This window comes from Streptomyces sp. MMS24-W38 (genome assembly GCF_059889265.1).
The window spans coordinates 773,207-795,730 of record NZ_JCBCPP010000001.1 but is presented as its reverse complement, the minus strand read 5'-3'; the positions used below and the strand labels follow the sequence as shown (position 1 = coordinate 795,730).

Annotated in this window: 20 protein-coding genes; 12 read left to right on the top strand and 8 right to left on the bottom strand. The window is 71.3% G+C overall.

Annotation, left to right across the window (positions count from 1 at the left end; all coding sequences use genetic code 11):
- Window positions 1-18: 18 nt before the first annotated feature.
- The 3 genes from AC6F7H_RS02630 to zapE all read right to left on the bottom strand — a co-directional run bounded on the left by AC6F7H_RS02630 (window position 19) and on the right by zapE (window position 3,645).
- Window positions 19-1,470: a PhoX family protein gene (locus AC6F7H_RS02630; RefSeq protein ID WP_500754935.1), complete on the bottom strand. Its 1,452-nt coding sequence runs from the start codon at window positions 1,468-1,470 to the stop codon at window positions 19-21.
- Window positions 1,471-1,562: 92 nt separating this feature from the next.
- Window positions 1,563-2,411, bottom strand: coding sequence for a slipin family protein (locus tag AC6F7H_RS02625; protein WP_500754934.1), 849 nt, complete (start codon window positions 2,409-2,411; stop codon window positions 1,563-1,565).
- Between the two features lie 112 nt (window positions 2,412-2,523).
- On the bottom strand, window positions 2,524-3,645 hold the full coding sequence (gene zapE, locus AC6F7H_RS02620) for a cell division protein ZapE (protein ID WP_500754933.1): 1,122 nt from the start codon (window positions 3,643-3,645) through the stop codon (window positions 2,524-2,526).
- Between the two features lie 37 nt (window positions 3,646-3,682).
- On the opposite strand from zapE, the gene AC6F7H_RS02615 reads away from it, so the two are divergent.
- The 8 genes from AC6F7H_RS02615 to AC6F7H_RS02580 all read left to right on the top strand — a co-directional run bounded on the left by AC6F7H_RS02615 (window position 3,683) and on the right by AC6F7H_RS02580 (window position 11,077).
- Entirely contained in the window at window positions 3,683-4,507 is an 825-nt protein-coding gene (locus AC6F7H_RS02615) for a pyrimidine reductase family protein (RefSeq protein WP_500754932.1), read from the top strand.
- 238 nt (window positions 4,508-4,745) lie between these two features.
- Window positions 4,746-5,219 carry an indole-3-glycerol phosphate synthase gene (locus tag AC6F7H_RS02610; protein WP_500754931.1) on the top strand — a complete coding sequence of 158 codons (474 nt, stop codon included), beginning with the start codon at window positions 4,746-4,748 and terminating at the stop codon, window positions 5,217-5,219.
- Window positions 5,220-5,446: 227 nt separating this feature from the next.
- Window positions 5,447-6,871, top strand: coding sequence for a UDP-N-acetylmuramate--L-alanine ligase (murC, locus tag AC6F7H_RS02605; protein ID WP_500754930.1), 1,425 nt, complete (start codon window positions 5,447-5,449; stop codon window positions 6,869-6,871).
- 44 nt (window positions 6,872-6,915) lie between these two features.
- Window positions 6,916-7,323 (top strand): peptide-methionine (R)-S-oxide reductase MsrB, encoded by a 408-nt coding sequence (gene msrB / locus AC6F7H_RS02600; RefSeq protein ID WP_500754929.1) that lies wholly within the window; start codon window positions 6,916-6,918, stop codon window positions 7,321-7,323.
- A 229-nt stretch (window positions 7,324-7,552) separates the two neighbouring features.
- Window positions 7,553-8,677: an ABC transporter ATP-binding protein gene (locus tag AC6F7H_RS02595; RefSeq protein WP_500754928.1), complete on the top strand. Its 1,125-nt coding sequence runs from the start codon at window positions 7,553-7,555 to the stop codon at window positions 8,675-8,677.
- On the top strand, window positions 8,674-9,372 hold the full coding sequence (locus AC6F7H_RS02590; RefSeq protein WP_500754927.1) for an ABC transporter permease: 699 nt from the start codon (window positions 8,674-8,676) through the stop codon (window positions 9,370-9,372). The genes AC6F7H_RS02595 and AC6F7H_RS02590 overlap by 4 nt, the downstream gene beginning before the upstream one ends.
- Window positions 9,369-10,034, top strand: coding sequence for an ABC transporter permease (locus AC6F7H_RS02585; RefSeq protein ID WP_500754926.1), 666 nt, complete (start codon window positions 9,369-9,371; stop codon window positions 10,032-10,034). The genes AC6F7H_RS02590 and AC6F7H_RS02585 overlap by 4 nt, the downstream gene beginning before the upstream one ends.
- An 86-nt stretch (window positions 10,035-10,120) precedes the next feature.
- Window positions 10,121-11,077 (top strand): ABC transporter substrate-binding protein, encoded by a 957-nt coding sequence (locus AC6F7H_RS02580; protein WP_500754925.1) that lies wholly within the window; start codon window positions 10,121-10,123, stop codon window positions 11,075-11,077.
- A 201-nt stretch (window positions 11,078-11,278) separates the two neighbouring features.
- Here the strand turns inward: AC6F7H_RS02580 and AC6F7H_RS02575 are convergent, their stop codons facing one another.
- The 5 genes from AC6F7H_RS02575 to AC6F7H_RS02555 all read right to left on the bottom strand — a co-directional run bounded on the left by AC6F7H_RS02575 (window position 11,279) and on the right by AC6F7H_RS02555 (window position 16,340).
- Entirely contained in the window at window positions 11,279-11,866 is a 588-nt protein-coding gene (locus tag AC6F7H_RS02575) for a GTP-binding protein (RefSeq protein WP_500754924.1), read from the bottom strand.
- Window positions 11,853-12,212, bottom strand: a complete 360-nt coding sequence (locus AC6F7H_RS02570) for a DUF742 domain-containing protein (protein WP_500754923.1) — start codon at window positions 12,210-12,212, stop codon at window positions 11,853-11,855. The genes AC6F7H_RS02575 and AC6F7H_RS02570 overlap by 14 nt, the downstream gene beginning before the upstream one ends.
- 1 nt (window position 12,213) lies before the next feature.
- Entirely contained in the window at window positions 12,214-12,645 is a 432-nt protein-coding gene (locus tag AC6F7H_RS02565) for a roadblock/LC7 domain-containing protein (RefSeq protein WP_109379714.1), read from the bottom strand.
- Between the two features lie 22 nt (window positions 12,646-12,667).
- Window positions 12,668-15,139: a sensor histidine kinase gene (locus tag AC6F7H_RS02560; protein WP_500754921.1), complete on the bottom strand. Its 2,472-nt coding sequence runs from the start codon at window positions 15,137-15,139 to the stop codon at window positions 12,668-12,670.
- Between the two features lie 187 nt (window positions 15,140-15,326).
- Window positions 15,327-16,340 carry a substrate-binding domain-containing protein gene (locus AC6F7H_RS02555; protein ID WP_500754920.1) on the bottom strand — a complete coding sequence of 338 codons (1,014 nt, stop codon included), beginning with the start codon at window positions 16,338-16,340 and terminating at the stop codon, window positions 15,327-15,329.
- A 563-nt stretch (window positions 16,341-16,903) separates the two neighbouring features.
- On the opposite strand from AC6F7H_RS02555, the gene AC6F7H_RS02550 reads away from it, so the two are divergent.
- From AC6F7H_RS02550 to AC6F7H_RS02535, 4 genes are all read left to right on the top strand, one after another.
- The gene (locus AC6F7H_RS02550) at window positions 16,904-17,551 is read left to right on the top strand and encodes a ScbR family autoregulator-binding transcription factor (protein WP_500754919.1); all 648 of its coding nucleotides are present in this window, start codon (window positions 16,904-16,906) and stop codon (window positions 17,549-17,551) included.
- 67 nt (window positions 17,552-17,618) lie between these two features.
- On the top strand, window positions 17,619-18,806 hold the full coding sequence (locus AC6F7H_RS02545) for a damage-control phosphatase ARMT1 family protein (RefSeq protein ID WP_500754918.1): 1,188 nt from the start codon (window positions 17,619-17,621) through the stop codon (window positions 18,804-18,806).
- Window positions 18,807-18,927: 121 nt separating this feature from the next.
- Complete coding sequence (cyc2, locus tag AC6F7H_RS02540) at window positions 18,928-21,150, top strand: germacradienol/geosmin synthase Cyc2 (RefSeq protein ID WP_500754916.1); 2,223 nt, start codon at window positions 18,928-18,930, stop codon at window positions 21,148-21,150.
- Between the two features lie 399 nt (window positions 21,151-21,549).
- Entirely contained in the window at window positions 21,550-22,506 is a 957-nt protein-coding gene (locus AC6F7H_RS02535; RefSeq protein ID WP_500754915.1) for an aminoglycoside phosphotransferase family protein, read from the top strand.
- Window positions 22,507-22,524: the final 18 nt, after the last annotated feature.

Sequence of the window (22,524 nt, the reverse complement as noted above, 5' to 3'; positions counted from 1 at the left end):
CCGGCCGCCCCGCGTGCGTCACCGCCGCCAGGGGCCGGTGACCGCGAACGTCGTGCCGGGGGAGTAGCAGTTGACGTACATGGTCCGGCCGTCGGGGGAGAAGGTGACCCCGGCGAACTCGCCCCACTCCGGTTTCTCGGGAGTGCCCCCCGCCGCGGTAGCGGCTGACGTGATCGCCTGGCGGTTGCGCGCCATCGCGTACACCTCGCCGCGCCGGGTGACGCCGTAGACGTGCTGCGCGCCGCTGCCGTCCTCGCAGACCATCAGGCCGCCGCCGGGGGCGAGACAGATGTTGTCCGGTGATTCGCCGGGCAGTCGTACGTCGGTGTCCGGCCCGAAGACGATCACCAGCGTCAGCCGTCGCCGGTCCGGGTCGTAGCGCCAGATCTGCCCGTAGTGGTCACCGGCCGAACCCTCGGCGCTGCGGGCGAAGGACGACACGAAGTACACCGACCGGCCGCCCCAGTAGCAGCCCTCCAGCTTCTGCGCGTGCGTGATGCCGCCGGTGCCGAAGTCCTGGAAGCGGATGGGGGTTCCGGCGGCCTGCGGGTCCGGCACGTCCACCCACTCGATGCGGTCGAAGTGCGCGCCCGTCTCCCGGACCGAGGACAGGTCGGGCACTCCGGGCACCCGCATCGCCTGGAGCCGGCCGCCCGCGCGCAGCGAACCGGTGCCGCCGAGCGGCTTGTCCGGCAGAAAGCGGTAGAAGAGCCCGAAGGGCCGCTCGAACGCATCCTCCGTCTCGTAGACGACGCCCCGCTGCGGGTCGATCGCGACCGCCTCGTGCTGGAAGCGGCCCATCGCGGTGAGCGGCACCGCACCCGTGCGGCGCGGGTCGGCCCCGTCGACCTCGAAGACGAAGCCGTGATCCTTGGTGTAGCCGTTGGTGCCCGCCTTGTCCTCGGTCTCCTCGCAGGTCAGCCAGGTGCCCCAAGGCGTGGGCCCGCCGGCGCAGTTGACGGCGGTACCGGCGATCGCGACCCGTTCCGACAGCACCCGGTTGCGGGAGTCCAGGGTCAGCGACGTACAGCCGCCCTTGCCCTGCGGGTCGTACGTCAGCCCGTCGACCGCCGGGACCGGGACCCTGCCGTTGGCGCGGTTCTCGTGGTTGCGGACGAGAAGGACGCGGCCGTGTCCGCCCGCGAAGGCGGCCATGCCGTCATGGTTGGAGGGGACGGGGCCCTCACCGGAGCGCAGTTCGTCGCCCTCGCGGGAGAGCACCCGGTAGCGGAAACCCTCCGGCAGGTCGAGCAGCCCGTCGGGGTCGGGGACGAGGGGGCCGTAGCCGTGGTGGCCGAGGTTCTGCGCGGCGGCGGCAGTGGGGGTGAACAGCTCGGAGAGGGAGCCGGAGAACGCGATGCCGATTCCCAGGGCGCCGGAACGGGCGAGCAGCTGACGTCGTGTCGTGGGGGAGGAGCCGGTGGCGGACCCGGCGGACTCCGTGGACCCGGTGGTCCCTGATGCGGTCATGGTGGGGGAACCTTCCTGCTGGCGGACAGGAACTGTGACCCGCCGTGTCTATCACCTGCCGTGAATCACGGGAACCACGCGTGGCGCACGTGTCACGGGCTCGGGGACTGGTCGGGCGGCTGCCCCGGTTCGTCGGGCGGCTTTCCCGGTTCCTCGAGGGCGCGCTCCGTCGGCGACGGCTGCTGGGCGGACCGTTCCAGGAAGCGCAGCAGCTCCACCGGGAAGGGCAGTACCAGGGTGGAGTTCTTCTCGGCGGACACCGCCACGATCGTCTGCAGCAGCCGCAGCTGCAGCGCGGACGGGGTGTCCGCCATCTGCTGGGCGGCCTCGGCCAGTTTCCTCGACGCCTGGAGTTCGGCGTCGGCGTTGATGACCCGGGCGCGCCGCTCGCGGTCGGCCTCCGCCTGCCGGGCCATGGACCGCTTCATCGTCTCGGGCAGCGAGACGTCCTTGATCTCGACCCGGTCGATCTGCACGCCCCAGCCGACCGCCGGGCTGTCGATCATCAGCTCCAGGCCCTCGTTGAGCTTCTCCCGGTTGGACAGCAGGTCGTCGAGGTCGCTCTTGCCGATGATCGAGCGCAGTGAGGTCTGGGCCATCTGGGAGACCGCGAACCGGTAGTCCTCCACGTTGATGAGCGCGGCGGACGCGTTGACGACCTTGAAGTAGACGACCGCGTCCACCCGCACGGTGACGTTGTCCCGGGTGATGCCCTCCTGCGCGGGCACCGGCATCGTGACGATCTGCAGATTGACCTTGTGCAGCCGGTCCACCCCGGGGACGATCATCGTGAACCCGGGCTGGCGCTCCCTGCTGTACAGCCGTCCGAGCCGGAAGACCACCCCGCGCTCGTACTGCTTGACGACCCGTGCCGCCGCGGTGAGATAGACGATGCCCGCGGCGCCGGTGGCGACGACCGCGGTGATCAGCTCCCCGACCATGACGACCTCCCGTTCAGAGGCCTGCTCCCTGCGCTTACACCCACTTATGCCACGATATGCCCGGCATCGGTCCGCGGCCATGGTCCGAGGTCGGGGGCCTCGGGGCCCGGGGCTACGGGGTCCCGGTGAGCCGGCCGGCGTCCCGGGCCAGCGCGGTGAGCCGGGAGATCGCCCGGAAGTACTTCTTGCGGTAGCCGCCCTTCAGCATCTCCTCGCTGAACAGCTGGTCGAAGGGCAGTCCCGAGGCGAGCACGGGTACCTCGCGGTCGTAGAGCCGGTCGGCGAGGACGACCAGCCGCAGGGCCGTCGACTGGTCCGGTACCGGCCGCACACCGGTGAGGCACACGGCGGTGAGCCCGTCGGTGAGAGCGCCGTAGCGGCTGGGGTGCACCTTCGCGAGGTGCTCCAGCAGATCCGCGAAGCCGTCCAGCGAGGCGCCCTCGGTGGCGTACGCCGTCTTGGTCACCAGTTCGTCGGTGTACGGCGGCGGCGCCTGGGGCAGACCGCGGTGGCGGTAGTCCTCGCCGTCGATGCGCAGGGCGCGGAAGTGGGCCGAGAGGCCCTGGATCTCGCGCAGGAAGTCGGCCGCGGCGAACCGGCCCTCGCCGAGCTTGCCGGGCAGCGTGTTGGAGGTGGCGGCGAGCGCGACACCCGCCTCGACCAGCTTGCCGAGCAGGGTGGAGACGAGCACGGTGTCGCCGGGGTCGTCCAGTTCGAACTCGTCGATGCACAGCAGCCGGTGCCCGGAGAGCGTCCGTACCGTCTGCTGGAAGCCGAGGGCGCCGACCAGGTTGGTCAGCTCCACGAAGGTGCCGAACGCCTTGAGCGCGGGCTCGGCCGGGGTGGCGTGCCACAGGGAGGCCAGCAGGTGGGTCTTGCCGACGCCGTAGCCGCCGTCGAGGTAGACACCGCGCGGGCCGGCCGGGACGGGCTTCGCCGGTTTCCCGAAGCCGAACAGTCGGCGCCTGCCGGAACCGCCGCCCGGTGCTCCGCCGAGACCGGCCGCGAAGCCTTCGAGGACGCGTACGGCCTCGGTCTGGCTGGGCTGGTTCGGGTCGGGTATGTAAGTGTCGAAACGGACCGCGTCGAACCGGGGCGGAGGCACCATCTCGGCGACGAGCCGGTCCGCGGGGACGTGCGGCTCACGGGCGCACAGGGACGGCGGGGCCACGTCGGCCGCGGGAGCGAGCCGGGCGGCGGAGGTGAGCCGGGGGGCGGGGGAGGATGACGACACGCTTCCTCATACTACGGGGCGTGGAACACTGCACGGCATGCGACGCCTCTTCCCTGTGATCGACGAAACAGCAGCTCCCGCCGGGGAGACGACCGGTACCTCCCGCGCGGGGGAGGGCGCAGAGGACCGGGAGTGGAGCCTGGCCGAACTGGCCGCCGCGTACGCCTATCCGGGGCCGGGGCCCGGTGCGGACCGGCAGCCGTGGCTGCGGGCCAACATGGTGTCCACGCTCGACGGAGCCGCCCAGCACGAGGGCCGCTCGCAGCCCATCTCCAGCCCGGCCGACATGCGTGTCTTCGGCACGCTGCGGGCCCTCGCGGACGTCGTGCTCGTCGGCGCGGAAACGGTTCGGCTGGAGGGCTACCGTCCGGCCCGCGCGCGTGCGGAGTTCGCGGCGGCGCGCGAGGCGGCCGGGCAGGGCCCCGCGCCGGCGATCGCCGTGGTCTCCGCCGGCCTGGACCTGGACCTCTCCCTGCCGCTGTTCACCACCCCGCTGGTGGACACCCTGATCCTGACCGGTGCCGCCGCGTCCCCCGACCGGATCGCCGCCGCCGAGGCGGCCGCCGGGACCCGTGTGGTGATCGCGGGGGACGGCACCGGTGTGGATCCGGCCCGCGCGGTGCGGGCCCTCGCGGAACTGGGGCACACCCGACTGCTGACCGAGGGCGGGCCGCGGCTGCTGGGGCAGCTGGTGGCGGCCGGGGTGCTGGACGAGCTCTGTCTGACCGTCGCCCCGATGCTCGTCGCGGGTGACGCTCAGCGCATCGCCGGTGGACCGTCTGTGACACTTCCGAGTCGTTTCACGCTGAAATCGATGTTGGAGGAGGACGGTTTTCTTTTCACGCGGTACGCGCGTTCCTGACCGGACGGGCGGATCCGAACCCTCCGGCGGTGTCCGGGATCGTCCAGGAGCACCCGGATGCGAGTTCAATGGTTACCGCTGGTCCGGTAATCGGCGGAATGTTCCGTTCCGCTTGGTGACGCGGCGGGCACACTGAACCCGGTGGTGCCCGTGCGGGCACGGGCAGGACGGATTCCGCAGGGCCTGGCTCGGCCCACGGGGAGAGGGCCCACGGCCCTCCGAGGAGAAGGGGCGCCTGGTGTTCACAAGCGTACTGATGATCGAGAAGGCCCTGACGTCCGCCGACGTGGAGTTCGTCACCACCCTGCACGGTGACGAGGAGGTCGCCTTCCGGGTGCTGCTCCAGCCGCGCGGCGAACAGGCGGACCGGCTGCTGAGGGCCATCGACGACGTGGCCCTCGGCGAGCTCGACGACGCCGTCCGGGAGGCGGAGACGCCCGAGGGCGAGGATGCCAGGACGACGGGGGAGCGGGCACTGGAGGTGTCCCTGCAGGCCCTGCGCGCCGCCGGTCACGAGGCCGACGGCTGGCTGATCGAGAACCACCCCCTGGACGCGCTGAGAACGATGGTCCAGGAGGCCGGGGCGGACGAGGTGATCGTGCTCACCGACCCGCACTACGTGGAGGAGTTCTTCCACCGGGACTGGGCCTCCCGGGCCCGGCACAAGGTGGGCGTGCCGGTGCTGAAACTGTTCTCGCACAGCAAGGCATAGGCTAAGGGCCCCGAACACAATGGGAGTCCGATCGGCTCACGGCGTCCGGTGCGTGCGATCGCAAGGCGCCGGAAGGCCCTCGTAGGGAGCTACCAGGACCTTCCGGCAACGCGGCGAGCGTGCGTGCCAGGCGTCGCGGGCCGGGCGCCCATCGTGTTCGGGGCTCTAAGGCGGCGCCCTTGCGACGAGGGCGCGAGAACACTCGTCACCACTGGGGAGAAACACGCATGGCACCCGGCCTTCCTACCGCCATGGACCGACCGCACTTCATCGGCATCGGCGGCGCCGGGATGTCGGGCATCGCGAAGATCCTCGCGCAGCGCGGCGCCAAGGTGGCCGGCAGCGACGCCAAGGAGTCGGCCACCGCCGGGGCGCTGCGCGCGCTGGGCGCCACGGTCCACATCGGGCACGCCGCCGGGCACCTGGCCGACGACGCGAGCTGCGTGGTCGTGTCGTCGGCGATCCGTGAGGACAACCCGGAACTCGTCCGCGCGGCCGAACTGGGCGTTCCCGTGGTCCACCGCTCCGACGCCCTGGCCGCCCTCATGGACGGCCTGCGCCCGATCGCGGTGGCCGGCACCCACGGCAAGACCACGACCACCTCGATGCTGGCCGTCTCCCTGACCGAGCTGGGCCGCCGCCCGTCGTACGCGATCGGCGGCGACCTGGACGTGCCCGGCTCCAACGCGCTGCACGGCGAGGGCGAGATCTTCGTCGCCGAGGCGGACGAATCGGACCGCAGCTTCCACAAGTACGCCCCCGAGGTCGCGATCATCCTCAACGTGGAACTGGACCACCACGCCAATTACGCGTCCATGGAGGAGATCCACGAGTCCTTCGAGACGTTCGTCGGCCGGATCGTGCCCGGCGGCACGCTGGTGATCTCGTCGGACCACGAGGGCGCGCGGGAACTGACCCGGCGCCTGCGCACCTCGGCCGGTCCGGCGAGTACGGAAGGTTCAGCCGGCTCCGTCCGGACGGTGACGTACGGGGAGGCGCCCGACGCCGACGTGCGGGTGACCTCGGTCGTCCCGCAGGGGCTGAGGAGCGAGGTGACCGTCGAGTTCGAGGGCGCCCCGCTCACCTTCACGGTGTCCGTCCCGGGCCGCCACTACGCGCACAACGCGGTGGCCGCGCTCGCCGCCGGCGTCGCGCTCGGCATCCCGGCCACCGAACTGGCTCCGGCGCTGGCCGCGTACACCGGGGTGAAGCGGCGCCTGCAGCTCAAGGGCGAGGCGGCGGGTGTCCAGGTCATCGACTCCTACGCGCACCACCCGACCGAGATGACCGCCGACCTGGAGGCGATGCGCGCCGCCGCGGGCGACGCCCGCATTCTGGTCGTCTTCCAGCCGCACCTGTTCTCCCGCACCCGGGAGCTGGGCAAGGAGATGGGCCAGGCCCTGACCCTGGCCGACTCCTCGCTCGTGCTGGACATCTACCCGGCCCGTGAGGACCCGATCCCGGGCGTCACCAGCGAACTGATCATCGAGGCGGCGCGGGCGGCCGGTGCGGACGTGACGCCGGTGCACGACAAGGCGGAGATCCCGGACGCGGTGGCGGGAATGGCGAAGCCCGGCGATCTGGTTCTCACCATGGGAGCGGGCGACGTCACCGACCTCGGCCCGCTGATCCTCGAGCGTCTCTCGAAGTGAGACGCGCAAGAAGCACGCAGCAGAAGCAAAGGGGCTGAAGGCTCATGTCGTACGACGTGGAGAAGCCGGACGAGCAGTGGCGCGCGGAGCTGACGCCGTCCGAGTACGCCGTGCTGCGCCAGGCGGCCACGGAGCCCGCGTTCACCGGTGAGTACACCGACACGAAGACCGAGGGCGTCTACTCGTGCCGCGCCTGCGGCGCCGAACTGTTCACCTCGAAGACCAAGTTCGAGTCGCACTGCGGCTGGCCCTCCTTCTACGACCCGCGGGACTCCGAGGCGGTCGAACTGGTCGAGGACCGGTCGCACGGCATGGTGCGCACCGAGGTGCGCTGCTCCCGCTGCGGCTCGCACCTCGGGCACGTCTTCGAGGGCGAGGGGTACCCGACTCCCACGGACCAGCGGTACTGCATCAACAGCATCTCGCTGAAGCTGCAGCTCACCGAGGACTGATCCGCGCGGACGCGCGCCGAGCCGTGGTGAGGGGGAGGGCCGTCGGGATTCCCGGCGGCCCTCCCCCTCCTGGGTGGTTTCCCGAGGTCGGGGCGGGGCAGGTGGCCGCGTAGCGGGGAGGGGGTGTTCCCTCGGGCGCTGTCGGAGGTGCCGTCTACACTCGACCGGCGGCAGACCGCGCGGCCGGCTCGGCCGGAAACTTCCAGCCACCCGAAGGGTGTTCGGCGTCTTGATACGGATCGACTCAGTGACGAAGCGCTACCCGGACGGCACGGTGGCGGTCGACCGGCTCTCCCTGGAGATCCCCGACCGCTCGATCACCGTCCTGGTCGGACCGTCGGGCTGTGGCAAGACGACCACCCTGCGCATGATCAACCGCATGGTCGAACCCACCGAGGGAACGATCCTGCTCGACGGTGCGGACATCCAGCGGCAACCGGTCACCGCCCTGCGCAGGTCCATGGGGTACGTCATCCAGAACGCCGGACTCTTCCAGCACCGCACGATCGTCGACAACATCGCCACCGTGCCGCGCATGCTCGGCTGGGGCAAGCAGCGGGCCCGGGAGCGGGCGGCGGAGCTGATGGAGCGGGTGGGCCTGGACACCGCCCTGGCCAAGCGGTACCCGTACCAGCTCTCCGGCGGCCAGCAGCAGCGCGTCGGAGTGGCACGCGCGCTCGCCGCGGACCCGCCGGTGCTGCTGATGGACGAACCGTTCTCGGCCGTCGACCCGGTGGTCCGCAAGGGGCTGCAGGACGAACTCCTCAGGATTCAGGAAGAGCTGGGCAAGACCATCGTCTTCGTCACGCATGACATCGACGAGGCGGTCAAACTCGGCACCATGGTCGCCGTACTGCGCGAAGGCGGCCGGCTCGCCCAGTACGCGCCGCCCGCCGAGCTGCTGTCCGACCCCGCGGACGCGTTCGTCGAGGACTTCCTCGGCGCCGACCGGGGCATCCGGCGGCTCTCCTTCCTCACCACCGCCGCGCTGGAACTGGCCACCGACACGGTGATCCCGCCGGACGCCACCGCCGAGCGGATCGGCGCGTCGAACGCCCCCCACCTCCTGGTGACCGACGACGAGGGGCGCCCGCTCGGCTGGTCCGAGCCCCGCCGGCTGACCGCCGGGGACATCAGACCGGACCGGCTGCTGCCGTACGGGCGGCCGTTCGTGCCCGGCGTGGACTCGCTGCGGGTCGCGCTCGACTGCGCGGTGCTCTCCCCCACCGGCTGGGCCGTCGCCGTGGACGACGCCGGCCGGGTGCGGGGCGTCGTCTCCCAGCAGACCATCGGCGACGCCATCCGCACCGCCCACCGAGACGGCCGCACCGGCGACGAGAAGGTCGCCGGATGAGCGGCTTCTTCGACATCCCCAGCGACCTCCAGCACAGCTGGGCAGGCCTGATCGGACTGCACCTGAGGGAGGCGCTGATCCCGGTCGCGGCCGGGCTGCTGCTCGCGCTGCCCATCGCCCAGCTGTGCGGACGCTTCCGCTGGCTGTACCCGCCGGTCCTGGGCATGACGACCGTGCTGTACGCCGTCCCGTCGCTGGCGTTCTTCGTCGTCCTCATCGACTACACCGGCCAGACCGAACTCACCGTGATGATCCCGCTGGCCCTGTACAGCCTGGTGGTGCTGGTCCCGGCGATCGTCGACGGGGTGCGCTCGGTGCCGCCGGAGACGCTGGCCGCGGCCACCGCCATGGGCTTCGGCCCCGTACGCCGGTACACCCAGGTGCAGTTGCCGATCGCCGCCCCCGCCATCATCGCCGGCCTGCGAGTGGCCACCGCGTCCAGCATCTCCCTGGTCAGCGTCGGCGCCCTGATCGGCAATCAGGGGGCCCTCGGCAACCTGCTCGCGGCCGCGCAGAAGTACGACCGGCCCGAACTCGCGGTGAACTCCGTGGTCACGACGGCCGTGCTGGCGATCCTGTGCGACGCGCTGCTGGTCCTGCTCAGGGTGCTGCTCACGCCGTGGACGCCACGCGGCACACGGCCGAGACCCGCCGCACGCCCCGAGCCGTACGAAGCCGGGGGCGCGGCCCGGTGAACATCCTCGACTTCATGAACGCCTTCTTCGGCGACAGTGCCCACTGGCACGGCTACGACGGCATCCCGCAGCGCTTCCTCGAACATGTCCGGTACTCGCTGCTGGCCCTCGTGATCGCCGCCGCGATCGGACTGCCCGTCGGCCTGCTGACCGGGCACACCGGCCGCGGCGGGAACGCACTCGCCTTCATCGCCAACGCCGCCCGCGCCCTGCCCAGTTTCGGCCTGCTGGTGCTGGTGGTGCTGCTGATCGGCTTCGGCCTGCTGCCCGTCATGATCCCGCTGGTCGTGCTGGCCGTTCCGCCGATCCTGGTGACCACCTACGAGGCCGTCCGCACGGTGGACCCCTCCCCGGTGGACGCCGCCCGCGGCATGGGCATGCGCGAGTCGCACATCCTGTTCCGGGTCGAGGTGCCGGTGGCGCTGCCGCTGATCCTGAGCGGGCTGCGCTCGGCGGCCATCCAGATCGTGTCGACGGCCACCATCGCCGCGTACGTCAGCCTGGGCGGCCTCGGCCGATACATCATCGACGGGCTCTACCAGCGCGACTACGAGAAGGTGGTCGGCGGGGCCACCCTGGTGGCGGTCCTGGCCCTCGTCACGCTCGCGCTGTTCTGGGCGGCGGGACGGCTGGTGGTGTCACCGGGCGTACGACGGCGCTGAACCGGCCCCGCACGCACGGGCGGCCGAGTGACAACCGTGATCCGGCCGCGCTTGACGGCCGTCAACCGGCTGGATTGGATCAGTGGATGACTCCTACCGCGAAGAGCAGCAGGTCCAGGACGAGGCACACCGTCGCGGCGCTCGTCGCGCTCAGCGCCACGACGGCGCTGCTCGCGGGCTGTTCGTCCGGCGACACCTCCGACAACCCCCTCGAGGAGGAGAAGGCGGAGGCCGGCACCGTCGTCGTCGGCTCCAACAACTTCGCCGAGAGCACCCTGCTCGCCGACATCTACGGCGAGGCGCTGAGGGCCAAGGGCCTCAAGGTCACCTACAAGCACAACATCGGCAGCCGGGAGACGACCTACGGCCTGATGAAGAACGGTTCCGTCACCGTCCTGCCCGAGTACAACGGCTCCCTGCTCGCCTACCTCGACCCCGAGGCCGAACAGGAGTCGACCGACGCGGTCAACGCCGCCGTCAAGGGCAAGCTCGACAAGAAGCTGACGCTGCTGGACCCGTCGCCGGCCGAGAACAAGGACTCGGTCAGCGTCAACGCCCGGACGGCGAAGAAGTACGGTCTCACGGCGTCGTCCACCCTCGCCGACCTCAAGGACGCCGCACCGGAGATGGTGATCGGCGGCTCGCCCGAATTCCAGACCCGGCAACAGGGCCTGAAGGGCCTGGAGTCCGTCTACGGCCTGAAGTTCAAGTCCTTCAAGGCGCTCGACGCGGGCGGCCCGCTCACCCAGGCGGCGCTCACCGGGAACGAGGTCCAGGCCGCGGACGTCTTCACCACGGACCCGACCATCGTCAAGGAGAAGTTCGTCGTCCTGAAGGACCCGGAGAACCTCTTCGGTTTCGCCAACGTGACCCCGCTGGTCCACAAGGACGCCCTCTCCCAGGAGGGCGTCGACGCGCTCAACGCGGTCTCCGCCGAGCTGGACACCGAGACCCTGCTCGACCTCGACGCCCAGGTCCAGTTGGAGAAGAAGGACCCGCTGGACGTGGCGAAGGCCTGGCTGAAGTCGGCCGGACTGGACTGATCCCGCGCGGGGTGCGGTGAACGGGCCGCACCCCCTGCGCCGTTCACCGTGCCCAGGGCCTGTCCGGCGGACCATGCCGCAGGGAATCGACGGTGCCTTGTCAGCGCGGATGAGCGGGGTCTGGTGCGTCCCCATCTGCTCGAAGGGCTTGGGGAGGGCGTGCCGGCCCCCGCGTCCGGGGCATGGTCCGCCGGACAGGCCCTAAGAGGCCTCCGCGATCAGCCGGTCGAGCAGGGCGATCAGTACGTCCCTGGACGACTCGCGTTCCCGCGCGTCGCAGAGCAGCACCGGCACGCCCTCCGGCAGGGCCAACGACTCCCGGATGTCCTCGACCGGGTAGGGATGCTCCCCGTGGAAGCCGTTCACGGCGACGACGAACGGGATGCCCCGGCGCTCGAAGAAGTCGATCGCGGCGAAACTGGACTTGGGCCTGCGCACATCGACCAGGACCACCGCGCCGAGCGCGCCGAGGGCCAGGTCGTTCCACATGAACCAGAACCGCTGCTGGCCCGGCGTACCGAAGAGGTACAGCACCAGGTCGTCGGAGACGGTGATCCGGCCGAAGTCCATCGCCACCGTGGTGTCACGTTTCTCCTCGATGCCCTCGAGGTCGTCGATGCCCAGGCCCGCCATGGTCAGCGGCTCCTCGGTGCGCAGCGGGGCGATCTCGCTGACCGAGCCGACCATGGTGGTCTTGCCGACGCCGAAGCCCCCGGCGATCAGGATCTTGACCGTGTCGGGTGCCGAACGCGCGGTGGGTTCCTGAGCGGTGGTGTCAGAGCCGGCCAAGTCCGTCCCTCACTTTCTGCAGCAGATCCAGGTCCGGGGTGGTGCGGGTGACGTGGTGCGGCGGGCGGACCGTGATCCGGCCCGCCTCCAGCAGGTCGCAGAGCATGATGACGACCACGCTCATCGGGAGGTCGAGGCGGGCTGCGAGTTCCGCCACCGCGATGGGCTCCGAGCACAGCCGCAGGATGCGGGTGTGCTCGGGCTGCGGCCGGGCGGCCGCCTCGGGCTGCGGATCGACCGCTGTCACCGTCGTGATGAGCGTGAAGTCGGCGCGGCTGGGCCGCGTCCGGCCACCGGTCAGGGTGAACGGTCGGACGAGCCGGCCCGCGACATCGCCTCCGCCCACCTCACGCGCCGGAGTCGACGGCGGGGTCTGCCGTGCCCCGGGGCGCCGCGCTGAGATGCTCGCCGATCTTCTTCACCAGCATGTTCATCTGGTAGGCGACCACGCCGACGTCCGCGCCCGGTCCGGTCAGCACCACGAGATGGGCGCCCGGCCCGGCCGAGGTGAGGATCAGGTAGCTGTTGGCCATCTCGATGAGCGCCTGGCGCACCGGGCCGCCGCGGAAGTCCATGCTGACGCCCTTGCTGAGGCTCATCAGTCCGGACGCGGTGGCCGCCAGACGCTCCGCGTCGTCGCGCAGGAACCCGGTGGACTTGCTGACCACCAGACCGTCCTCGGACAGCACCACGGCCTGGTTCACCTCGGCGACCCGCTCCACGAGTCCGGTGAGCAGCTGATCGAGCTGGGTGTGAGTGGCGGGTACGGGGCGTGTCATTTCTGTGTTCCTTCGTCGGCGTTCAGCGGTCGGAGAGCGGATTCGGGGGGTTCGGGAGCTCTCGGGAGCCGGCGGGGACCCCGGAGGAGGCCGTCGTGTCGGTGGTGGCGGCCGGTGGCACGGCATCGTCGCCGGTACGGGCGTCGTCGCCTTCCGCACGTGCCTGGGACGTGCCGCGCTGGAAGCCGGCCAGGGAGGAGGCCGCGTCTTCCGCCGTGAAGTCCTCGAAGTCGTGCTCGGGGACGGACACCGCCACCTCCTCCCGCAGTTCGGCGGCCAGGCTGGTCTGCGGCACCCGGCGGGGGAGCGGGGTGAGTCCGGGCGCGGCCGTGGCCGGGCGGGGAGCGGTCCGTACGGCGGCTCCGGGCCGGGGCGGAGCCGTACCCGCGGTCGCGTCGACCGCGGGGGGCCGGGCGTCCGCAGCGGTCTCGGGCTCCTCGGCGTCCTTGGCGTCCGCCGTGTCCGCCGTGTCCGCCGTGTCCGTGGTGCCGGTGGTGGCCGCCCGGTCCGGGTCGGTCGCCGTGCGGTGTCCGTTCGCCCCGACGGCGGGGGCGGCCTCGGCCTCGTGCGGTGCGTCGCACACCACGATCTCGTGCGGGAGCAGCACGATCGCCGTCGTCCCGCCGTACGGCGACGGACGCAGGGTGACGGCGATGCCGTGCCGGTGGGCCAGCTGGGAGATCACGAACATGCCGAGCCGCAGGTCGTCGGCGAGGGCCACCACGTCGAACTGCGGGGGCTTGGCCAACTGGGCGTTCATCGAGGCGTAGTCGTCCTCGGACATGCCGAGTCCCCGGTCCTCGACCTCGACGGCGAGGCCCTTGGCCACCAACGCGGCACGCACCCCGACGGGGCTCGGCGCGGGCGAGTACACCGTCGCGTTGTCGATCAGCTCGGCCAGCAGGTGGATGACGTCGGCCACCGCGGGCGGAGCCAGCGCCACCTCCTCGTCGGTGTGCACCTCCACCCGCTGGTACTCGGCGACTTCACCGACGGCGCTGCGCAGGATGTCGATCAGTGCGACCGGTTCGCTCCACGAACGGCCGGGCCGCTCACCGCTGATGATGACCAGGTTCTCCTCGTACCGGCGCAACTGGCTTGCCGTGGAGTCCAGTTCGTACAGCCCCTTGAGGACCTCGGGGTCGGTGTGCCGGCGTTCCAGCGCATCGAGCTTGCTGAGCTGGAGGTTGACGAGGTTCTGGCTCTGCCGTGCGATGCCCAGGATGATCTTCTGGAACCCACGCCTGGTGTCGGCGAGTTCGACCGCCGTGTGCACCGCGGTGCGCTGCGCGGTGTTGAACGCCTGGGCGACCTGGCCGAGTTCGTCGTGGCCGTAGTCCAGCGGAGTGGTCGCCGACTCGGCGTCGACCTTCTCGCCCCGTTCCAGCCGGGCCACCACGTCGGGCAGCCGCTCCTCGGCGAGGCTGAGGGTGGCCATCCGCAGGCCGTGCAGCCGGCGGGACAGCGAGCGGGTGATCCGCCACGACACGCCGACGCACAGCAGCAGGGCGAGCAGTCCGCCGGCGCTGAGCGCCGCCGCGGTCAGCAGCAGGCCGCGGGCCTCGTCGGCGCTGCGGGTGAGCAGCGCGTCGGTCTGCTGCCGGATCAGAGCGGCGTACTGCGGTGTGACCTCGGTCAGGGCCGCGTCCCACCGCTTCTGCGCGTCCGGCAGCTCGGCCGTGCCCTCCGCGGTGGGGTGGACGGCGAGCACCTCGTCCTCGATCTCCTGCAGGGTGCGCCACTCCGGGCTGTGCAGGATCCGCTCGGTCTGCGTCTTGGTGCCACCGCGCAGGGACGGCACGATCTGGTCCCCGATCAGCCAGCGGCGGGTGGCGACCGACCCCGCGAAGGCGGACCAGGACGGCTCGTCGAGCTCCCCGGACGGCCAGGCCAGGGTGAGCCGCGCGTCCTCCTTGGACACCAGCTCCGCCGCGTGCTCCAGCGAGACCAACGGCCCGGCCTGCGAGGTCAGGTCGCCGTCGTCGACCTGCGACAGCTCCTGGAAGGCGTGGATCTGGTCGTCGATGATCGAGGTGTACTGGTCGAGCGCCTGCTCGGCGGTGATGTCGCTCGGTTTGTCCACCTGGCCCCGGTAGTACTCGAGGCTGCCCACCGAACCGAGCACCGAGTACAGCCGCTCCGACACGCGGGCCGGCGCCTCGGCGATCGCGTCGGCCTGCCCGACCAGCTTCGCCACCGCCACGTCCGTCTTCTCGCGCTGCGCCTCGAGGGCGGCCCGGGACGTCTCGGGCGAGACCAGCCAGGCCGCGGACAGTCTCCGCTCCTGCTGCAACGCGAGGGTCGCCTCGGTGCCCATCGCGCCGGTCGACCGGCTCAACTCCGTCTGTGCACGGAGCTGAAGCCCCTCCGAGAACATCCGGATCGTCGTCACGCCCCACATGGCGGCGAGGGTGACGCTGGGCACCAGAGCCAGGAGGACCAGCGAGAGACGTATGGAGCCGAGACGGCGCCGGGCGCCTGTCCGTGGAGACATCGTCGTCCTAGAGCGGTCGGATCAGCGGGGATTGCGGGTGCAGAACAGTCGGGGAACAGCCTGCGGACGGATGGGCCGGACGTACCTCCGGTTACTCCCGGGTGATGCGCGGGAGGTCATCCGCACAGGTGACCGTACAGCCCGTGCGTAACCGAGTCCTCGAGTGGGTCTTCACCGGAGGCGACCGTCACCGGGTTCCGTTGGCGGCGAACTCGGCGACCGAGGCGGCGTTGGTCTTCGTGACGAACGCCGGTCCGGTGAGCACGGGTGACACCCCGCCGCCGCTGATGTTGCCATTGGTCCGGTACAACCACAGCGCGTCCACGGAGAGATAGCCCTGGAGATAGGGCTGCTGGTCGACGGCGAACTGGATGGAGCCCCTGCGGACGGCGTCCACCAGGTCCTTGTTGAGGTCGAAGGTGGCCACGTGCGCCCCGGTGTCCGCCTTCTTGGCGGCGTCGGCCACGAGGAGGGCCTGCTGCGCGCCGTTGGCGACCACCTCGTCGATGGTCGGGTCCTGGCGCAGCCGGGCGGTGACGATGCCGGAGACGGCGCGTTCGTCGGAACCGTCCACGTAGAGGTTCTCGGTCTTCCCGTCGAACGTCTTGCGCATACCGGCGCAGCGAGCCTCCAGCCCGACGTTGCCCCGCTCGTGGATGACGCAGAGGGCGTGCTCGGCCTTCAGTTCGTTCAGCTTGTTGCCGACGGCCTGGCCCGCGACGCCGTCGTCCTGACCGAAGTACTCCAGGAGCCCCGTCGACTTCCAGGCGCCGATGCCGGAGTTGAGCCCGACCACGGGGATGCCCGCCTCGCGTGCCTCCTTCACCGCGCCCTTCATCGCCTGCGGTTTGGCCAGCGTGAGGGCGATGCCGTCCACCTTGTCGCGGACCGCGTCGCGCACCAGTTCGGCCTGGCCGGCCGGGTCCGCGTCGCTCACATAGGTGAGGTCGATGCCGTCCTTCGCCGCGGCGGCCTCGGCGCCCTTGCGTACCCTGTCCCAGAAGGCGTCCCCCTCACCGCCGTGCGTCACCATCACGACCCTCATCCCGTCACCGGCCGCACCCGCGCTCCTGGAGGCCGAGGAGTCGCCGGCCGCGTCGAAGGCGGAGCAGCCGGTCACCAGCAGACCGACGGCTGCCGCGAGCACGGCCGGGCGGACGGGCCGTCTCGGGAAACCGTGGGACGGGGGACGAGTGTTCATGAGGGAGCGGACCTCGCTGTACGGCCGAGCAAGTGAGGAGACGGAAGCAGGGGCGGAGTCGCGGGGTGTTACGTCGATCAGGTGACTCTCGCTGGCCGGAGCCAATCGCGTCGCACCACTGGTAGTCAAGTGAGAGGCCACGTGAAGTGAGATGCCGCTGCCGCATTGTGATGAACGGTGAGTTCCGAGGTGACAGGGGTGGCCGCCCTCTTCCCGTCCCTAACCGCGCGGCCGGTACGGAACCCGAACGGGCCCGCCCGGCAGACGCGGACGGACTTGCTCCGAATCAACCCCGAAGGGTTTCGGGGGTGTTGGCCGGACATGGTGACGCATCGCGACGCGTTCCGCCCGGATCCGCCCGCCGTTCTCTTTTGCCGACGCGGCTGCCACACTCAGATACCGGACGTGCTGTTTTCTTTCGGCGTCCGAACTTGAATTGCCGGATGTGTACCGCATCACGGGACGGACCGCTGGAACGGCCGCCGCCACAGGGTGAGTTATCGTGTACTCGGGGTAAAAACAAACGGCACGCCCCGTTCCTTTCCGGCTCAGGAGTTCAGTCGATGGCGAGGCAGGTACGCGCCGAGCAGACCCGCGCGACGATCATCACGGCCGCCGCCGATCTGTTCGACCGGCAGGGGTATGAATCGACGAGTCTCAGCGACATCGTCGAGCACGCCCACGTCACCAAGGGAGCCCTGTACTTCCACTTCGCCGCGAAGGAGGACCTGGCTCACGCGATCCTGGAGCTCCAGTCCGCCACCTGCCGCCGACTGGCCAGGGACACCGAGACCCGCGGCCACACCTCCCTGGAGGCGCTGATGCGTCTCACCTTCTGCATAGCCCGCCTGTCGGCCGAGGACCCCGTGCTGCGGGCGGGGCTCCGGCTCGCCACCGGGGGCACCCGGCCGCGCCCCCCGCTCAGCCACCCCTTCGCCGAGTGGATGGACATCGTCACCGCCCGGCTCCTCGGCGCGGTCAAGGAGGCCGACGTCCACCCGGAGGTCGACATCGAGGTCGTGGCCCACTCCCTCGTCTGCTTCTTCATCGGCACCCGGGTCGTGGGCCGCTCCCGGGAACCCGTCGCCCGGCAGCCCCGCCGCACCGCGGAGATGTGGCAGATCCTCATCAGGGGCCTGGTGCCGGTGACCCGCAGGTCGCGCTATCTCAGCCTGGCCGCACGGCTGGAGCGGGAGATCGCCCCGGTGTGACCCGCCCGGCCGCCCCTGCCGGTGCGGCCGGTCACGCCGGCCGGCGCCGCGCGTTACGGTGAGCCGCATGCCCGACACCCCCATCGCTCCCGTGCTCCTCGGCAACCGGCCCGGCTCGTTCCCGCACGGCGTGCTCGCCGAGCGGCACCCCGCGATCATCCGACAGGTGCGCGACGCCTTCCCCTACGAGCCCGCGCAGCGGCACGCGCTCGACGCGCTGCTGGCCAACTGCGCCCGAGGCGCGATCGAGGCCCTCCCCGCCGACGCCCACGACCGGGACCGCTGGAAGGCCTGGGGGATGGACACGTACACCGGACAGTCCTGGTACGACGTGCCCTGGCTGTGGTCCGAGAGCTGGTTCTATCGTCAACTGCTGGGAGCAGTGGGTTACTTCGGCCCCGGCCCCTGGCAGGGCATCGACCCCTTCCGCCCCTCCAAGCTCGCCGAACTCGACTCGTCCGAGACCGGCGAGGAACTCGCCGCGCTCGACGACCTCGCCGGGCGGCCCGCGGACGAACGGGGCCGGGCCCTGCTGCACGGCTCGCTCTGGGGAAACCGCGCCGACCTCGGCTTCCGGCTGTCCGCCGAGGGAACCGACCTCGCGGAGGCCGTTCCCGCGCTGGTGTCCGACGACAGCGAGCGCCTGTGGTCGCTGCTGGACCCCTCCCACGCGGGCCCGGCGAGCACCCTGGTGCTGGTCGCCGACAACGCCGGCCGCGAACTCGTCCCCGATCTGCTGCTCATCGACCACCTGCTGGCCCACGGGCACATCGGCCGGGTGATGCTGCACGTCAAGCCGTACCCGTACTACGTCTCCGACGCCACCACCGCCGACGTCGTCGACGCGCTGCGCAGGCTGACCGACGCGGGGGCGGCGGCGGCCGGTCACGGGCGCCGGCTCCGGGACGCCCTTGCCGACGGACGGCTCGCCCTGCGCGCGCACCCCTTCTCCTGTTCCCCGCTGCCCTACGAGGAGATGCCGGACGGCCTCCGCGCCGACTTCGCGCGGGCCGCCGTCACCATCGTCAAGGGAGACCTCAACTACCGCCGCCTGGTGGGCGATCGACAATGGCCGCCGACCACGCCGTTCGCGGAGGTCACCGGGTACTTCCCGGGGCCGGTCGCCGCCCTGCGCACCCTGAAGTCAGACGTCGTCACCGGCCTGGCACCCGGTACGGAGGAGGCGCTGGTCGCGGCCGAGGAGCAGCGCTGGCGCACCAGCGGCACCCACGCGCTGATCCAGGTGCGCACATAGCATGCCGAAACCCGTTTTCGGCGCATCGGCGAGGTTTCACGCGATGGTGTGATCATGGACGGGCCGGTGGATGCCGCCACGGGCCCACGGGTAGTGCCCGGCCATGTCTTCAGCGTCCTCAGTGTCTGAGGTGTCCTCGGCGTCCTCGGCGAGTCAGCCGTTCGAACTTCCGCACTTCTACCTGCCGCACCCCGCGCGGCTGAACCCGCATCTCGATCAGGCCCGCGCCCACTCGTCGGTGTGGGCGCGCGAGATGGGCATGCTGGAGGGATCCGGGGTCTGGAACCAGGACGACCTCGACGCGCACGACTACGGCCTGCTCTGCGCCTACACCCATCCCGACTGCGACGGGCCCGCTCTCTCCCTCATCACCGACTGGTACGTGTGGGTCTTCTTCTTCGACGACCACTTCCTGGAGCTGTTCAAACGCAGCCAGGACCGTGAGGGAGGCAAGGCCCACCTGGACCGGCTGCCCCTGTTCATGCCGCTGGACCCCGCGACCCCGGTTCCCGAGCCGCGGAACCCGGTCGAGGCGGGCCTCGCCGACCTGTGGGCGCGCACGGTACCCGCGATGTCCCAGGACTGGCGCGCCCGGTTCGCCCTCGCCACGGAGCACCTCCTCAACGAGTCGCTGTGGGAGCTGTCCAACATCAACGAGGGGCGGATCGCCAACCCCGTCGAGTACATCGAGATGCGCCGCAAGGTGGGCGGCGCCCCCTGGTCGGCGGGGCTCGTCGAGTACGCGACGGCCGAAGTGCCCGTCGCCGTCGCCGGATCCAGGCCGCTGCGGGTGCTGATGGAGACGTTCTCCGACGCCGTGCACCTGCGCAACGACCTGTTCTCCTACCAGCGCGAGGTCGAGGACGAGGGTGAGAACAGCAACGGCGTGCTCGTCCTGGAGACCTTCTTCGGCTGCACCACACAGGAGGCCGCCGACACCGTCAACGACATCCTCACCTCACGGCTGCACCAGTTCGAGCACACCGCGTTCACCGAAGTGCCCGCGGTCGCCCTGGAGCAGGGCCTCGCCCCGCACGAGGTCGCGGCCGTGGCGGCGTACGCGAAGGGGCTGCAGGACTGGCAGTCCGGCGGTCACGAATGGCACCTGCGATCCAGCAGGTACATGAACGAGGGCGCGCGGCGGACCGGCCCGTGGGCGGGCCCGACCGGGCCCGGCACCTCGGCCGCCGACGTGCGGGGGCTGCTCGCCGCCGCGGGGACGGTGGGGGCACATCCCACGACGTCCGGGCAGTGGGGGAGGCTGCGGGCCCACACCCATGTGCCGTACCAGAAGGTCGGCCCGTCCCTGATCCCCGACATCCGGATGCCTTTCCCGCTGGAACTCAGCCCGCACCTCGACGCCTCCCGGAGCGCCCTCGTCGACTGGTGCCGGCAAACGGGCATCCTCGCCGAGGGCGTGTGGGACGAGGACAAGCTCGCCGCCTACGATCTCGCGCTGTGCTCGGCCGGACTCGACCCGGACGCCACTCCCGAGGCGCTCGACCTCAGCGCCCAGTGGCTCGCCTGGGGCACGTACGGCGACGACTACTACCCGCTGGTCTACGGACACCGCCGTGACCTGGCCGCCGCGCGGTTGACCACGGCACGCCTGTCGGACTGCATGCCCGTCGACGGTGAACCGGTGCCACCGGCGGCCAACGCCATGGAGCGGGCCCTGACCGGCCTGTGGGCGCGCACCACGGCGGCCATGACGCCCGAGGAGCGGGCCGTCCTGAAGAAGGCCGTGAACGACATGACCGAGAGCTGGTTGTGGGAACTGGGCAACCAGATGCTGCACCGCGTGCCCGACCCGGTCGACTACCTGGAGATGCGCCGGCAGACCTTCGGTTCCGACCTCACGCTCGGTCTGTGCCGGATGGGTCACGGCCCCGCCGTGGCGCCCGAGGTCTACCGCAGCGGCCCGGTCCGCTCCCTGGAGAACGCGGCCATCGACTACGCCTGCCTGCTGAACGACGTCTTCTCGTACCAGAAGGAGATCGAGTACGAGGGCGAGATCCACAACGCGATTCTCGTCGTACAGACCTTCTTCGGCTGCGACTACCCGAGGGCCCTCGGCATCGTCCACGACCTGATGAGCCGCCGCCTGGACCAGTTCGAGCATGTCGTGGAACACGAACTTCCCGTGCTGTACGAGGACTTCGAGCTCTCCCCGGAGGCCCGCGCGATCATGCGGGACTATGTGCTGGACCTGCGGAACTGGCTGGCGGGCATCCTGAACTGGCACCGGAGCGTGGACCGCTACAAGGACGAGTGGCTCTCGGGCCGGACCCACGGGTTCCTGCCGGACCGCACACCCCCGCTGCCCGTGGTCTCCCTCTCCTGAGGGGGAGCCGGTCCCAGCCGCAACGCCGGGCGGGGTCCCTGCCCGGCGGCCACCAGCGGCTCACGGTCGTCCCCGGCCTCGTCACCCGACCACCGGGAAGCGGGCCGCGGGCGCCTCGGAGAAGACGACACGACCGGCTGAACGCGGTGGACCGGCTCGCGCGGCCCCCGTCCGCCGGGCAGGATGCTGCCCATGACCACACGTAGCCGAACGTAGCTTTCTGTAACCGCACGTGGCTCACAGGTACGCCCCGGGAGGTCCGGATGACCGGCAGTACGCTCGTTCCCTTCACCGCCGAGGGATCCGCCGCCCGCATGGAGGGCGTACGGAAAGCGGTCATAGTGGACTGAGTGGCCCCAGACGTTCCGCAACGTCCATCGAACGACACCAGGCGCGACCATGACCCAGGCACCGACACCCACCGCGGACACCGTCCGCCGACTGGTCCGTACCCTCCTGAAGCACGAGGATGGAGGCGCGGACACCGCCGCCGGACCGGACGGAGTGGACGTGCGGCCCGTCGGCGAGGGCCCCGAACCCGCCACCTGGTGGGTCGGCACCCGCCATGTGCTGCGGCTGGCCCCCGACCGGGCGGCGAGCACCCGCAGGCGCCGTGAGCTGCGGCTGCGCGAACTCATCCGGCCGCACGTCCCGGTCGCGGTGCCGTCGAGCGTGGCGCACGGCGAGTGGGCGCCCGGCCTGGTCTGCACCCTGGACACCAGGCTGCCCGGCGGGTCGGCGGAGGAGCACCGGGTGTCCGCCGGGGGCGAGGCCGACCTGGCCGCGCTGCTCACCGGGCTGCGTGAGGTGCCGGTCCGGCAGGCGGAGACGCTGGGCGTGCCGCGGGTTCCCCCTCGCTCCCTGGAGTCCCTGCGCCGGGCCGCCGGACAGGCCGCCGAACGGCTCGCCGAGGCGGACGAGTTCGCCCCCGGCAGACTGCGGCACCTCACCCCGTCCGCCGCCGTACAGCTCACCGCCCAGCCCGCCTCGGCGGTCCTCGTCCACCACGACCTCACCGGCGTGCATCTCGTGGTCAGTGCCGAAGGCCGGGTACGCGGTGTCCTCGGCTGGGCGGGAGCGGTGATCGGCGACCCTGCCGAGGACATCGCCGGTCTGGCGTGCGCCGTGGGCTCCCCGGCCGCCGTACGCGCCGCCACCCTCGCCGGCTACGGCGCCCGCCCCTGTCTGCGCGGGCTCTGGCTGGCCCGTTGCGACAGCGTCCTGCACCTCGCCGAGGCGCTCGGCGGCAGGGGCACCGACCCGCTGCCGCTGCTGCGGGTCCGGCTGCGCCGGGCCTGGGAGGCGATCCTCCTGGAGCGGGTGACGGACCTCCGCGGCACCGACGACATGCTCTAGAGACATGCCCCAGGAGCG